This window comes from Candidatus Infernicultor aquiphilus (genome assembly GCF_002784285.1).
Taxonomy (GTDB): domain Bacteria; phylum Atribacterota; class Phoenicimicrobiia; order Phoenicimicrobiales; family Phoenicimicrobiaceae; genus Infernicultor; species Infernicultor aquiphilus.
In genome coordinates this window covers 1-15,110 of sequence record NZ_PFKO01000115.1, presented here as the reverse complement: position 1 = coordinate 15,110, position 15,110 = coordinate 1, and the positions used below count along the sequence as shown (strand labels likewise).

Annotated in this window: 15 protein-coding genes and 1 pseudogene; 14 read left to right on the top strand and 2 right to left on the bottom strand. The window is 28.2% G+C overall.

Translation table 11 applies throughout. From position 1 onward, the window contains the following. Positions 1-36 precede the first annotated feature (36 nt). The 9 genes and pseudogenes from COZ07_RS03220 to ispH all read left to right on the top strand — a co-directional run bounded on the left by COZ07_RS03220 (position 37) and on the right by ispH (position 9,771). Positions 37-1,365 carry a thymidine phosphorylase family protein gene (locus COZ07_RS03220; RefSeq protein WP_406607147.1) on the top strand — a complete coding sequence of 443 codons (1,329 nt, stop codon included), beginning with the start codon at positions 37-39 and terminating at the stop codon, positions 1,363-1,365. A 320-nt stretch (positions 1,366-1,685) separates the two neighbouring features. Further along, entirely contained in the window at positions 1,686-4,331 is a 2,646-nt protein-coding gene (locus tag COZ07_RS03215; RefSeq protein ID WP_406607146.1) for a CBS domain-containing protein, read from the top strand. A gap of 4 nt (positions 4,332-4,335) precedes the next feature. Beyond that, the gene (locus COZ07_RS03210; RefSeq protein WP_406607145.1) at positions 4,336-4,983 is read left to right on the top strand and encodes a site-2 protease family protein; all 648 of its coding nucleotides are present in this window, start codon (positions 4,336-4,338) and stop codon (positions 4,981-4,983) included. Between the two features lie 54 nt (positions 4,984-5,037). Then, positions 5,038-6,024 (top strand): tryptophan--tRNA ligase, encoded by a 987-nt coding sequence (gene trpS / locus COZ07_RS03205; protein ID WP_406607144.1) that lies wholly within the window; start codon positions 5,038-5,040, stop codon positions 6,022-6,024. Beyond that, positions 6,017-6,742 (top strand): ScpA family protein, encoded by a 726-nt coding sequence (locus COZ07_RS03200; RefSeq protein WP_406607143.1) that lies wholly within the window; start codon positions 6,017-6,019, stop codon positions 6,740-6,742. Before trpS ends, COZ07_RS03200 begins: the two co-directional genes overlap by 8 nt. A gap of 35 nt (positions 6,743-6,777) precedes the next feature. After that, positions 6,778-7,275, top strand: a pseudogene (gene scpB / locus COZ07_RS03195) (SMC-Scp complex subunit ScpB); the annotation flags it as partial. Between the two features lies 1 nt (position 7,276). After that, positions 7,277-8,002: a pseudouridine synthase gene (locus tag COZ07_RS03190; protein WP_406607142.1), complete on the top strand. Its 726-nt coding sequence runs from the start codon at positions 7,277-7,279 to the stop codon at positions 8,000-8,002. A 220-nt stretch (positions 8,003-8,222) separates the two neighbouring features. Then, positions 8,223-8,927: a d(CMP) kinase gene (cmk, locus tag COZ07_RS03185; protein WP_406607141.1), complete on the top strand. Its 705-nt coding sequence runs from the start codon at positions 8,223-8,225 to the stop codon at positions 8,925-8,927. After that, positions 8,914-9,771: a 4-hydroxy-3-methylbut-2-enyl diphosphate reductase gene (ispH, locus tag COZ07_RS03180; RefSeq protein WP_406607140.1), complete on the top strand. Its 858-nt coding sequence runs from the start codon at positions 8,914-8,916 to the stop codon at positions 9,769-9,771. The genes cmk and ispH overlap by 14 nt, the downstream gene beginning before the upstream one ends. Here the strand turns inward: ispH and rpmB are convergent. Continuing rightward, a complete protein-coding gene (rpmB, locus tag COZ07_RS03175; RefSeq protein WP_406607139.1) occupies positions 9,768-9,956 on the bottom strand; it encodes a bL28 family ribosomal protein in 189 nt (62 codons plus the stop codon). The genes ispH and rpmB overlap by 4 nt on opposite strands. A gap of 244 nt (positions 9,957-10,200) precedes the next feature. Between rpmB and rsmD the strand changes: the two genes are divergently transcribed. The 3 genes from rsmD to COZ07_RS03160 all read left to right on the top strand — a co-directional run bounded on the left by rsmD (position 10,201) and on the right by COZ07_RS03160 (position 12,376). Continuing rightward, entirely contained in the window at positions 10,201-10,758 is a 558-nt protein-coding gene (gene rsmD / locus COZ07_RS03170) for an RsmD family RNA methyltransferase (protein ID WP_406607138.1), read from the top strand. 46 nt (positions 10,759-10,804) lie between these two features. Further along, positions 10,805-11,293: a pantetheine-phosphate adenylyltransferase gene (gene coaD, locus COZ07_RS03165; protein ID WP_406607137.1), complete on the top strand. Its 489-nt coding sequence runs from the start codon at positions 10,805-10,807 to the stop codon at positions 11,291-11,293. Between the two features lie 90 nt (positions 11,294-11,383). Next, positions 11,384-12,376, top strand: coding sequence for a S16 family serine protease (locus COZ07_RS03160; RefSeq protein ID WP_406607136.1), 993 nt, complete (start codon positions 11,384-11,386; stop codon positions 12,374-12,376). On the opposite strand, the gene COZ07_RS03155 is transcribed toward COZ07_RS03160, so the two are convergent. Continuing rightward, positions 12,371-12,526 carry a nucleotidyltransferase family protein gene (locus COZ07_RS03155; RefSeq protein ID WP_406607135.1) on the bottom strand — a complete coding sequence of 52 codons (156 nt, stop codon included), beginning with the start codon at positions 12,524-12,526 and terminating at the stop codon, positions 12,371-12,373. The two genes, COZ07_RS03160 and COZ07_RS03155, sit on opposite strands and share 6 nt — an antisense overlap. Positions 12,527-12,615: 89 nt before the next feature. On the opposite strand from COZ07_RS03155, the gene pta reads away from it, so the two are divergent. Then, positions 12,616-13,626 carry a phosphate acetyltransferase gene (gene pta, locus COZ07_RS03150; RefSeq protein ID WP_406607134.1) on the top strand — a complete coding sequence of 337 codons (1,011 nt, stop codon included), beginning with the start codon at positions 12,616-12,618 and terminating at the stop codon, positions 13,624-13,626. A 91-nt stretch (positions 13,627-13,717) separates the two neighbouring features. Further along, positions 13,718-15,067, top strand: a complete 1,350-nt coding sequence (locus tag COZ07_RS03145; protein ID WP_406607133.1) for an acetate kinase — start codon at positions 13,718-13,720, stop codon at positions 15,065-15,067. The last annotated feature ends 43 nt before the right edge of the window (positions 15,068-15,110 follow it).

Sequence of the window (15,110 nt, the reverse complement as noted above, 5' to 3'; positions counted from 1 at the left end):
GGTAGATTGGTAGATTGAATTAAGGAGAAATTATAATTGAGATTTAGTGATTTAATTATAAAAAAAAGAAATGGTTTAAAATTAACTGAAAACGATATAATATTTATGATTGAAGAATATAATGGGGGCAAAATACCAGATTATCAAATGTCTGCAATGTTAATGGCTATCTACTTTAAAGGAATGAACAACAGCGAAATAAGATATTTAACCAAGGCTATGATTGATTCTGGAAAAATAATAGATTTAAGTTCTATCCCCGGGATTAAAGTTGATAAGCATAGTACTGGTGGAGTGGGCGATACTACTACTCTCGCTTTAGCTCCCATGGTAGCAGCAGCGGGTGTCAAGGTGGCTAAGATGTCAGGACGAGGTTTAGGTCATACCGGTGGTACAATTGATAAATTAGAATCAATTGAGGGATTTAAAACAGAATTAAGTCTAAATAAATTTATAAAAATTGTTAAAAAGGTTGGGGTATCAATTATTAGCTCTACTTCAGATTTAGTTCCAGCAGATAAGAAATTATATGCCTTAAGGGATGTAACTGGAACAGTAGATAGTATTCCTTTAATTGTAAGCAGTATTATGAGTAAAAAACTAGCTGCTGGTGCTGATGCGATAGTATTAGATATTACTACGGGAAGTGGAGCTTTTATGAGAGAGTATAAGGACGCTTTGAAGTTAGGAAAAATTATGGTGGATATAGGATTAGAATTTAAGAAAGAGATTATTGGGGTAGTTTCAAATATGGATGAACCTTTAGGTTTTGCTATAGGTAATTCGTTAGAAGTGAAAGAAGCTATTGAAATTTTAAAAAACAAAGGACCAGAAGATTTACGTAGACTTTGTCTTGTCCTTGGTTCTTATATGTTAAAATTAGGTAGAGTAACCAAAACTTACCAAGAAGGAAAAAATAAATTAGAAAAAATACTAAAAAGCGGGGTGGCCCTTAATAAATTTAAAGAGATGATAATTGCTCAAGGTGGGAATTCAGGTATTATCGATAATCCAAAATTATTACCTTTAGCAAAACATTGTACTAAAATTAAGGCTAATAAAAGTGGATATATACAGAAAATAGATTCTAGATTAGTGGGAGAAAGTGCCATGCTTTTAGGAGCAGGTAGAGAGGAAAAAGAATCTAAAATTGATTTATCCGTTGGGATTGTTTTAAAAAAGAAAGTGGGTAACAGAATTAATATTAATGAAGACTTAGCTGAGGTGCATTATAATGATTCAGAAAAATTAAAAGAAGCAAAGAAAAAATTATTATCCTCATTTATTATAGGAATTAAAAAACCAGTAAAATTACCATTAATTTTAGCTACTATTAGTAGACAAGGCATTAAGGAATTTAGATGAACAGTATCAAGCATTGAGTATCGAGTATCGAGTGAAGGAAATCGGTTTTCAGTTATCGGTTTATAGTTTTTAAATAAAGAGATAAAAAGAATCGGATTCTGTATTCTGACTTCTTTTTAAATGCTAAACGCTATATACTAGTTTGTATGAGATACGATTTACGAATTTCTCTACTGAATTCTTCTCTCTCTCTCTAATTTTTCTTACTATATGCTATATACTCGATACTATATACTAAATATACTCTACGCTAAACGCTATACGTATACTATCTTTTGTTTTTTTATGCTATAATTTTAAATAAAAAAGAAGGTAATTTATTGGAAGTAATTATTAGTCATCAAAGTACAGATTTTGATTCCTTAGCCTCTATGGTAGCCGCTAAAAAGATATATAAAGATGCTCTCTTAGTATTTCCTGGAGCTGTCGAGAAAAATGTAAGAAAATTTATATCCCTATATAGAGAGTTAATTGAGATAACTCCACTTAAAAACATTAAAATACAAGAAATTACTAAGCTGATAATAGTTGATACTCGGATAAAAAGAAGAATTGGTTCATTTGCTAATGTATTAAAGAAGAAAGATATAGAAATTCATATTTATGATCACCACCCTTCTACTGGGGACGATATCAAGGGAGATCTCAATGTAATAGAAGAAGTAGGGGCGACTACTACCATACTTTTAAAAAAATTAAAACAGATGAACTTAGAAATTACTCCTATGGAAGCAACTCTTTTTGCTTTAGGAGTGTATGAAGATACTGGTTCTCTAACTTTTTCAACTACTACAGTTGATGATGTAAACAGTATTTCTTATCTATTTGATAAAGGAATAAAATTAAAAGCGGTAGCTAATTTTATTAATATTGGTTTAAACTCAACCCAAAAAAAATTATTGAACCAATTACTCAATTCTTCTAAAGAAATATTTTGTAAGAGTGTATGTATTAATATAGCGAAAGCGGAGATAAAAAATTATACAGAAGGGTTAGCCCTGCTTACCCATAAACTAATAGAAATTGAAAATAGTGATGTTTTTTTTACCCTAGTAAAAATGGGAGAAAGAATATATATAGTCGGAAGAAGCAGAACAAATTCTGTTGATGTAGATGAGATTCTAAGAGAATTAGGAGGTGGAGGTCACTTCCAAGCAGCTTCCGCAGTAGTTAAAGATCTCTCCTTAAATGAATTAGAGAAAAAACTTTTGAAAGTCTTAGAAAGAAAAGTAAAGGTAGGAATTGTGGCAAAAGATATTATGTCTTCATCGGTAAAAACTGTTAATATTAAAACTTCTATTGAAGAGACTGGAAAAATATTATTAAGGTACGGACATACCGGAATCCCAGTAATAGAAGAGGGGAAATTAATGGGGATTATTACCAGGTCGGAAGTAAATAAGGCTGAGCGTCATGGATTTGGAAAAGAACCAGTAGATAAATATATGTCTAATCAGATTATTAGTGTAACTCTCGATACACCTTTAAATGAAATTCAAGAATTAATGATTAATCATGATATTGGAAGAATATTAGTACTTAGTAATGATAATAAGTTAAGAGGAATTGTCACCAGGACTGATTTAATAAGAAATTTATATGGTATAAATAATATTCCTAAAAAAACATTTTCCACCTATATTGAGAGTGAAAATAAAATAGAAAGAAAAAAACAAATAGATTTAATAGAAAAAGTATTTTCTAAAAAAATTCAAGATATCTTGTATAAAGTTGGAAAGATAGGTGATAGGTTAAAATTTTCAGTTTTTATGGTAGGAGGAGTAGTAAGAGATCTTTTTTTAAAAATTAAAAATTATGATCTGGATATTGTTGTGGAAGGGGAAGGAATAAAATTTGCTCAAGATTTAAGTAAAGAATTAGGAGGGAGAATTAAAAGTCATGAAAAATATGGTACCGCAGTAGTAATTTTACCAGATGGTTTTAAAATAGATGTGGCGACTGCTAGACGAGAATTTTACGAATACCCAGCAGCTCTCCCTCAAGTTGAGTTAAGTTCAATAAAAAAAGATTTATATAGGAGAGATTTTACTATAAATGCTATGGCTATCCAGTTAAACCAAAAACATTATGGAAAATTAATTGACTTTTTTGGAGGACAGAAAGATTTACATTTTGGCCTAGTCAGAGTTTTATATAATTTAAGTTTTGTTGAAGATCCAGCACGTATTATACGTGCAATAAGATTTGAACAAAGATATAATTTTAAGATGGATAAGTCCACTGAAGATTTTCTTAAAAAAGCTATTGACGATAAGTTGCTCTCTAAATTAAGGAAGAATAGAATTGTGGAAGAATTGATCTTAATATTACAAGAAGAGAATCCAGAAAAAATATTAAAAAGAATGGAAGAATTAGGAGCTTTAAAATATATTCTACCAGGAGTAGAATTAAATTCAGATACAACTGAAAAATTCAACAGAGCGAAAGAAAATTATAATTTTTGGAAATATAATATCCCTGAAGAAAAAATAGAACTATGGCTGATAAATTATTATTGTTTATTTAAAAAATTTAAAAATAATAAAATGCAGGTGATTACTAATAAGTTAATGTTTGATCAAAAAATATTAAGAAAGATAAATTATATTAACTCAAATATAAATCAAATTATAAAATTTATAGCTCAAAAAAATAAAATATTACCAAGTATTATTTACTTAAAATTAAAAAATTTACCCAATGAAATATTATTTTTAGTTATGATGGAAAATAATTCCCATATTGCAAAAGAAAGAATAGTTAAATTTTTAAAAGAATATAAAAAAGTAAGTTTATATATTTCGGGGAAAGAACTAAAAGAATTGCATCTAAAACCTGGCCCTATATATTCACAAATTTTAAATAAATTACTTTATGCTAAACTAAATGGAGAAGTAAAAAATCAAAAGGATGAAATTAGATTGGTAAATAATATTTTACAAGAAAAAGAAAGGAATAAGAAATAAATAAATGTTGAATAATATATTCGAAATTGTTTGGAGTATACCTGCAGTTTTAATTGCTATCACTATTCATGAATATTGGCATGGTAGAATTGCGTATAAATTAGGTGACCCAACAGCAGCAGAAGCAGGAAGGCTTACTTTAAATCCTTTAGCTCACCTCGACCCAATAGGAACTTTAATGTTGATTTTATTTCGCTTTGGTTGGGCAAAACCAGTACCAGTAAATTTTAATAATTTAAACCATCCCAAAAGAGATATGATATATGTTTCTTTAGCTGGACCTGTGGCTAATATATTAACTGCTATTATATTTGCTTTAACGTTGAGATTAAGTTATTATTTCTTCTTTCGAATTACAGTAGTACAAAATAATGTTTTTTTAAAATTAATTATAACTTTAATTAAAGGGTGGCTACTTTTTTTGCAAACTGGAGTGATAATAAATTTAGCTCTAGCAATATTTAATTTAATTCCTGTTCCACCCTTAGATGGGTCAAAAATATTATTGGGATTTTTACCTAATTCAACAGCTTATAGATATGCTAAGTTAGAATCTTATGGGCCAATTATCTTATTAATACTTGTATTAAGTGGTATAATTGGAAAGATATTATTTCCGGTAGTATTTTTTTTGTTTAATTTATTAGTATAAATATAGAAGATTTAATAAATATTTTATAATAAAATCAAGGAAGGAGCACTTCGGATGAAAGGAATAATTTTTAGTGGGATGCGCCCTACTGGAAAGCTACACTTAGGGAATTATTTAGGAGCTTTAGAAAATTGGGTAAAACTTCAAAAAGAATATAGCTGTTTTTTTGGGGTGGTAGATTTACATGCCTTAACTACTGGATATAATCATACTGAAGAATTAAAAGAAAATATTAAAGAAATGCTTATTGATTGGTTTAGCGCAGGTATTGATCCTGAAAAAAGTACTGTATTGATACAATCTTATGTTCCAGAACATGCAGAACTACATTTACTTTTTTCTATGATTACCCCCTTATCTTGGTTAGAAAGAAATCCAGTTTTAAAAGAACAGATACGTGATTTAGGATTAAAAGAAAATATTGATTATGGTCTTTTGGGATATCCAGTTCTAATGGCTTCAGACATTTTAATCTATAAATCAAATGCTGTACCAGTGGGAGAAGATCAGGTACATCATATAGAAATAGCTCGAGAAATTGCCAGAAGATTTAATAGTCTTTATAAAAATATTTTTCCTTTACCCGAAGCAAAGCTAACCAGGATATCTCGTGTTCCCGGGATTGATGGAAAAAGGATGAGTAAAAGTTTAAAAAATACTATTTCCATTTCTGATCCTCCCAAAATAATGGAACAAGAAATTAAATCAATGATAACTGATACTCAAAAAATAAAATTAAATGATCCAGGACATCCTGATATTTGTATTGTATTTACATATCAAAATATATTTAATCCAGATCAATCTCGAGAAATATCTGCAGGATGCCAATCAGGAAAATTGGGATGTGTAGAATGTAAAAAAATATTAGCTAAAATTTTAATAAATAAATTTGATGGATTTAGAGAGAAAAGAAAATATTTCGAAAAAAATCCTAAAATAGTTCAAGAAATTGTTATTGAAGGAAGCAAAAAGGCAAGGAAAATAGCTAAAAAAACACTTGAAGAAGCAAAAAAAGCTATGAATATGAATTATGAATAATATATTCGAAGCTTCCACCAATGAATTACTAAAAAAGATAAAAGAAAATATAATAGATATTGATCTCGTCTCTATTACAGAGATAATAAATCAATATTTGCAATATGTTATTAAAAATAGGAATATTATTGATTTAAATAACGCCGGTAAAATAATAAACAATATGGTGATGATATTGAAAATAAAGTCAGAGTATCTTCTTCCTAAATTGGAAATTAAAAATAACGAAAAGGAAGATAATGAAGATAATGATTTTGCAACTTCAAAAGAAAAGGAATCATATATTCAAGAATATAATAAATTTCAAAAAGTAGTTGAATATTTAAAGGAAAAAGAAGGAGATCAGAATAATATATATTTCCCAATGATGGAAAGTAGAATAAAGAAAGATAATATAGAAATCCAAAAAGTTGATTTGGCAGACCTTTTAGTCTGTTTAGAAAAAGTTCTATTAAGTAATAAAAAGAAAGAATTTATACCTATTAAAAAGAGAATTTTTACTATCAATACTAAGATGAAAGAAATACTCAATTTATTGAAAAATAGTAAAGAAGGATTTTCTTTCGAGTATTTTATGGAAAGAACTCAAAGTAAGCTAGAAATTATTGTTATTTTTCTTGCCTTATTAGAACTTATATATTTAAAGAAAATCAATTGTTTTCAAAATAAAAGTTTTGATAAAATCATATTTAATATGAAGGGGGATGCTTTAAATTAAAAGAAGAATTAGATAATTATTCTGAATGGAAAAATGTAATAGAATGTTTATTGTTTGTTTCAAATGACCCTTTGACGGTCAAAAAAATAAATGAAATTACTGGCCTTGAAAAAAATAGAATTAAAAAAATTATTAATGAATTAATTTCTAATTATAAAGGTGATAATAGACCATTTAAAATATATGAAATCGCTGGAGGATATAAATTAGGTACTAAACCGGGGTATTCTAGATGGGTAAAAAAGATTTCAGAAAATATAAAAAAGCACCAAATTTCAAAAGCTGCTTTAGAAACATTGGCTATTATTGCCTACAATCAACCGATAACCCGTTTAGAAATTGAAAAAATACGTGGGGTAAATTGTTCAGGCGTTTTGATGAATTTATTAAAGCATAAATTTATAAAAATTAGTGGAAGGAAAAAAGTAGCCGGAAATCCCATACTCTATAAGGTTACAGATGCATTTTTAATACATTTTGGCCTAAAAAGAATATCTGATTTGCCTAAAATATCAGAAATAGGTATTAATTAATATGCGCGAAAGGTTACAAAAATATTTAGCAAGAGTAGGGATTGATTCTAGAAGAAAGTGCGAAGAACTAATTCTTGGAGGTAAGGTGCGAGTAAATAATTTGATAGTTACTAAATTAGGAACAAAAATTAATCCCCAAGAAGATATTATAGAGGTAAAAGGTAAATTAATAAAATATAAAGAAAAAAAGGATTACATTTATATTTTATTAAATAAGCCTCAAGGATATTTAACTTCTTTATATGACCCTTATCATAGGCCAACTATTTTGGACTTACTAAAAGGCATAACCGAAAGAATTTATCCTGTTGGGCGTCTGGATTTTAATTCAGAAGGATTATTAATTCTAACCAATGATGGCGAGCTAACTTATGGTTTAACCCATCCTTCAAAAAAGATTGAAAAGACTTATATTGTTAAAGTAAAAGGAATTCCTTCTTTAAAAAAATTAAATATTTTATCCAAAGGAATTATTTTAGAAAATAATTATAAAATATTACCTTGTAATATTCATACCTTGAAAACTATAAGTGGTAATGCGATATTAAAAATAAAGCTAAGAGAAGGTAAAAAAAGACAAATTAGGAAGATGGGTGAATATATTGGACACCCGGTTTTAAAATTAAGAAGAATTCAGATAGATTCCATTCGCTTAAAAGGTGTAAAACCAGGAGAATATAGGCATTTAAATAAGCAAGAAATTAGAAGTTTGAAGAAAACGATATAGCACTATATGGTATCGAGTATATAGTGTTGAGTATATAGTATGTAGTATATAGTGAAAGATAAAAGTTGCAGGAATTAGTAATCAGAAGTAAAGAAAAAGTAGGGGCGTATTACATACGCAAGGTAAAAAATTACGGAATCTTTACTCAATACTCAATACTCAATACTCAATACTATATACTAATTATGCTATTCACTAACGACTAATTTGAGGTGAATTAATGAGCAAAAAGGGGTTGATAATTGCTATAGATGGACCCGCTGCGGTGGGCAAAAGTACCATTGGCAAATTAATTGCCCAGAAATTAGGTTTTTTATACATTGATACAGGAGCAATTTATAGAGCTATAACCTGGAAAGTTTTAAAAAATAACCTTAGTGTAAATAATGAAGATTTAATTTCAATGCTAGTTTCAAAGACTCAAATAAAAATAAATAGAGTAAGTAGTAATAGTTTAAAAGATTATTATCATATCTTTATTGATGGGAAAGATGTAACTGAGGAAATACGAGATCCAAAAATTGATCAAAATGTTTCTCAAATAGCTAAATTACCCAAAATTAGGAAACAATTAATTTCTCTTCAGAAAAAATTAGCTAAAGAGGGAAATATTATAATGGAGGGTCGAGATATCGGATCGGTAATTTTACCGTATGCAGATATAAAATTATATTTTATTGCTTCCGAAGAAGAAAGGACTAAAAGGAGATATAAAGAACTTACCGCTAAAGGTTATAAAATAGATTATAAAGAAGTTAAAAAACAGATAATGAAAAGAGATGAAATTGATAGCCAGAGAAAATATGCTCCTTTAACTAAAGCAGAAAATGCTGTTCTAATCGATTCTACAGAAAAAACCATTGAGGAAGTAAAAAATGAGATTTTAAAAATAATAAAAAAATATAAAGAGAATGGAAAAAAGTAAATTGAAAATAATATTATCCCCCAAAATGGGTTTTTGCTTCGGGGTTAAAAAATCAGTAAACTTAGCAAAAGATACTATAAAAAAAAGAAAAAATGACGTATATATGTTAGGCTCAATAATAAATAACCCTCAAGTTATAGAATATTTTAAAAAAAGGGGAGCAAAGATTGTAAATAATTTAGGTGAAGTTCCAGAAGAAAGTGTAATTATAACCAGGGCTCATGGAATATCTCCTTTGTTACTACATCAAGCTTACCAGAAAAGATTATCTGTAATTGATACTACTTGTCCATATGTTAAAAAAGTACAAGAGATAGCTGGTTATTTATATAAAAATGGCTATTTTATAGTTATCTTTGGAGACAAAAAACATCCTGAAATATTAAGTGTATTAGATTTAATCCAAAATAATGCTTTAGTAGTTAGTTCTTTTTATGAAATAGAAAAGATAAAACAACAGAAAAAAATTGGTTTTATTTCTCAAACCACAAAAAATATTTATGATTTTAAAAAGTTATTACCTGCTTTGTTAAATAAAACTGAAGAATTAAGAATTTTTAATACTATATGTAAAGCTACCATAGAAAGACAAAAGAGTACCCTTGAATTAGCAAAAAAAGTTGATGTAATGATTGTAATTGGAGGGAAAGAAAGTGCCAATACATCTCGATTAGCAGAAATATGTAAAAAACAAGGAGTAAAAACCTACCATATTGAAACTGAAAACCAAATAAAATACGAATGGTTTCACCCAGATGATAGAATTGGGATTACCAGTGGAGCCTCTACTCCTAATTGGGTAACTAATAAAGTTATAAATAAACTTAAAAAAGAATATTTTTAAGATACTTTTTCTACTTTACCTGCTTTTAAACATTTAGTACAAATATTAATTCTTTTAATGCTATTATTAATTTTTACTTTGGCTTTTTGAATATTGGGAGACCAGGTTCTATTAGTTACTCTATGAGAATGACTAATTTGTTTCCCAAATTGTAGCCCTTTGCCACAGATGTCGCATTTTGCCATTTTTTATATTTCCTCCCCATCTATTATAGAAAATAATCAGTATTTTAAATTCTATCATATTATATAGAGCCTTGGCAAGTAATAATTCATAGTTTGTAATATTTATATTTAAAAAAGTAAATATTTAGACAGATAGAATTCAGAAATAGAGATAGCATCTTGTATTTTATGAATCATATCTGGTATATTATAAGCAAATAGAGATTAGCATATAATACATAAAAAAAATGATTAAGAGTAAAATATGAAAATTGTTGCGGGAAAAAACAGAGGTAATAAATTAAAATCTCTAAAGGGTTTATCCATTCGCCCCACTTCTCAAAAAGTAAGAGAAGCATTATTTGATATTTTAGGAATATCCATCGAAGGAACTTATTTTTTAGATTTATTTGCCGGCACTGGAGCAATAGGAATCGAAGCACTAAGTAGAGGAGCACAGAAAGTAATCTTTATTGAAAAAGAAATAAAATGTATAAAAATTATAAAAGAAAATTTAAAAAAAACTAAAAATAACCAAAATTCCCTGGTTTTTAAAATTGATTTTTTGTCTGGTATAAAATTATTAGCTAAAAAAAATTATTTATTGGATTGTATCTTTCTTGATCCACCTTATAATATGGGTTTAGTAAATATTTCTTTATTAGAAATATCAAAATTACCTATACTTAAAAAAAATAGTGTAGTAATTGTTCAGCATTATAAAAAAGAAAAAGTTGAGGAAAATATAAATAACTTAAAATTATTTGATCAAAGAAAATATGGAGAGTCCTATTTGTCTTTTTTTAGTAATACCAATACATAAAATTTATAATTAGAAAATCTGTATAATCGTTTTAGAGGAGGGAAAAATGAGAATAGCGGTCTATCCTGGAAGTTTTGATCCAATTACTAATGGCCACCTTAATATTATTGAAAGAGCTACAAATATTTTTGATAAAATAATAGTAGGCGTGGCAAATAATCCTAAAAAATCAACTTTATTTTCTGCACCAGAGAGAATAGATATGATAAAAGAAGTAACCAAAAATTTAGAAAAGGTAAAAATACAGTCATTTTCTGGGTTATTAATTGACTTTATGAAAAGTAATAAGGCAAATATTATCATCAGGGGGATGAGGGCTATCTCTGATTTTGAGCATGAGTCGCAATTGGCTTTAATGAATAAAAGACTTGCTCCAGAAATCGAAACAATTTTTATGGTTACTTGTTCCAAATACTCTTACTTAGATTCAAGTATAGTTAAGGAAATTGCAAGTTTAAATGGTTGCATAAATCAATTAGTTCCTGAAATTGTAGAGAAAAAATTAAGAGAAAAACTTTTTAATAAAAATATTTAGTAGAATTATATTACTTTATTTTTTAAGTTATAAATTTAAAAATTTATTACTAAGTTAAAAAAATCTGTCTATATAATAAAAAAATAAATAATGTCATATATTAAAAAATATTTTTTAATTATTATAATTATAATTTTAATTCTAATTAATTTAATTACAACTCCTTATTATCTTGTAGTTCCTGGACAGTGTGTCAATTTAAGTCAAAATATTACAGTAGAAAATGGTGAAAAAGATGCCAAAGGAAAATTTCTTCTTACTTCGACTACAATTATAAAAGCAAATTTATTGCTATATTTATATAATTTTTTTGATACTAATGTTGATTTGAAAAATTATAATAAAGAAAATTTGGTAAATTTAAATCAAAAAGAATATATAAATGTAATGGATAAATTGATGCAAGAGAGCCAAATGATTGCTAAAATTGTAGCTTTAAAGAAAGTAGGGTATTTACCAGAAATTTCAGGGGAAGGAGTATTAGTTAATAAGATATTAGATCATAGTTCAGCAAAAGATAAATTATTACCAGGTGACGTAATTGTAAAGGTAAACGATCAGCCTATTAATACTAGAGAAGAATTTTCAAAGATGGTTCAAAGTTATATTTCGACCCAAGTTATTAAGATTACCTTTTTAAGAAATAATCATACTTATTCAGCGTTAATTCCTATTATTGAACTTCCTAATGCAGATAATAAAATAGAAAGTTTAGGTATTGGGATTTATGCTACTAATAAAGATATTGAATGTAAGTTCCCTTTAAAAATAGAAATCTTTTTAGATAAAATAAAGGGACCTTCTGCAGGGCTAATGATTGCTTTAGAAATATTAAATCAATTAACTGAAAATGATTTAAGCCATGGTTTAATAATTGCTGGAACAGGTAATTTAGAAATCGATGGAAAAATATATGAAGTTGATGATATTAAACAAAAGATTATTTCTGCTAAAAAGCAAAAAGCTGATATATTTTTAGTGCCTCAAAATAATTACCAAGAAGCTCTTAAATTTAATCAAGATATAAAAATCATACCAGTTATAGATTTTGATGATGCGATAATGAAATTAATAAAATTATAAAAGTATAAAATTGCTAATAATTATAAAAAAAGAATCAATGCAAGCAAAATCATTAGCAACTTGATTAGTTGTTTCTCTTGCTTTCGAAAGATGATAAAGATGGCCACTATGGAAAGGATTGTATTCGGTGATAATATCTAATATTTTCATAAAATTTCTCGATTTAAAAAATATTTTATGGTATAATTATACGAAATTTATAAAAAAAATGATAGTAAATTATTAAAGGGAGAATTAAAATGAAAATATCTCAAATAATTCGAGAAAAAGCCAAAAAAAATCCTAAGAATATCGTTCTTCCGGAAGGAGAAGAACCGCGAATGATTAAAGCAGCAGAAATAATTACTAAAGAGGGATTTGCAGATTTAATATTATTAGGGAAAAAAGAGAATATTAAATTCAAAGCGCAGGAGTTAGGAATTGAATTTCCAAACAAAATAAAAATTATAAATCCTAAAGAGTCCGACAAATTAAAAAAATATGCGGAATCTTATTACCAACTTCGTAAAAATAAAGGATTGAGTTTGGATGAGGCTTATCAATTACTAGAAGACCCTCTTTATTTTGGTGCATTAATGGTTTATCATAATGATGCAGATGGTTTGGTTGCCGGTTCAATTAATGCTACGGGAGATGTTTTTAGACCTGCTTTGCAGACCATTAAGACTGCCCCTAATATAAATATTGTTTCAAGTTCTTTTATAATGGTTATACCTGATTGTCCCTATGGAGAAAATGGAGTTGTTGTATTTGCAGATTGTGCTATAAATCCGGAACCTAATGCTGAACAGCTTGCTGATATTGCTATCGCCAGTGCTGAAACTGCAAAGGTTTTAGTGGGTATTGAACCAAGAGTGGCTATGTTGTCGTTTTCCACCAAAGGTAGTGCCAAACATTCTATGGTTGACAAAGTAGTGGAAGCTACAAAAATTGCTCAAAAAAAGAGGCCAAATTTGCTTATTGATGGAGAATTACAAGCTGATGCAGCATTAATTCCCTCGATTGGGGAACGAAAGGCTCCAAATAGTAAAATTGCGGGAAAAGCTAATGTTTTAATATTCCCTGATCTACAATCTGGGAATATTGCTTATAAGTTAGTAGAAAGATTAGCTAAGGCTGAGGCTATAGGTCCAATTTCTCAGGGGATGAGAAAACCAGTCAATGATCTTTCTCGAGGTTGTAGCGCAGAAGATATTGTTAATGTAGTAGCTATTACTGTATTGCAAGCAGGTCAAGCAGGTAAGATATAAAGATACAAATTATATTATAGACTTATAATACTTTAAAAAATAATGAGTAAGCATGGATAGAATAAAAAACAAAAGAGGAAGGAAAGATTTTATGATTATATTATCTTTTAATTGTGGTAGTTCTTCAGTAAAATATCAACTTTATAATTGGTCTAAAAAAGAAATAATTGCCAAGGGTATAGTAGAAAGAGTTACTATCGGAAATTCTTTTTGTGTTCATGAAGTTAACCATAAAGAAAAAGTTACTATAAAACATGATTGTATTACTCATAAAGAAGCTATAAAATTAATAATTGATAGTCTCATTCACCCTGAGTATGGAGCTATCAAAGATTTATCTGATATTACGGCTGTAGGTCATAGAGTGGTCCATGGTGGTGAAAAATTTTCTAAATCAGTAATTATAAACCAAGAAGTCATCAAAACTTTTAAAGAACTTGCTGGATTAGCACCTTTACATAACCCACCTAATATCATGGGTATTGAAGCAGCTATGGAGCTTTTACCCCATATTCCTCATATGGCTATTATGGATACTGCCTGGCATCAGACTATGCCTGATTATGTCTATACCTATGCTGTACCTTACCAATGGTATGAAAAATATGGCATAAGAAGATATGGTTTTCACGGTACTTCATTACTATATGTAGCCAAAAGAGCAGCTGTTCTCTTAGGGAAAGATCCTTTTACCTGTAATTTAATAAGTTGTCATATTGGGAATGGGGTAAGTATCAATGCAGTAAAGAACGGTCTTTCTTATGATACCAGTATGGGATTTACACCCTTAGAAGGAGCCATTATGGGTACCAGAGCGGGAGATCATGATGCTGCTTTAGATTTATATTTAATGCAGAAAGAAGGTTTTTCCCCTGAAGAAATGGATACATTTTTGAACAAGAAAAGTGGAATATTAGGTATAACCGAAAAATATGTGGATAGAAGAGATGTAGTAAAAGCAGCAACTGAAGGGGATAAAAGAGCCAAATTGGCGATTGAAATGGAAGCCTACAGACTGAAGAAATATATTGGTGCTTATACCGCTGTCTTAGGAAGATTAGATGCTTTAATCTTTACTGCTGGAGTAGGGGAAATGAGCAGTGTTATAAGAGCTAAGGTATTAGAAGGATTGGATATATTGGGGATTAAATATGATCCAGAAAAGAATAGATTAGCTAAAACCAGAAATGTAGAATCTGATATTTCTGCCCTTGACTCCAGGGTAAAAATATTTATTATTCCTACTGATGAAGAATTAGTCTTTGTGGAAGATGTAATCGCTCTATTGGAAGGTACTTATGACTTACACACTAATTTTAAATATACTTTTCAAGATCCAAATTATAAAAATTTAATGAGAGAGAAAGCTTTTGAAAAAGAATGTAAAAAAAATCCAGAATTATCTAGAATTAAGCATATTAGGACTAATATAATAAATTAAAAAATAAATTAAATAAAAATAAATTATTTTACATTTATTAAAA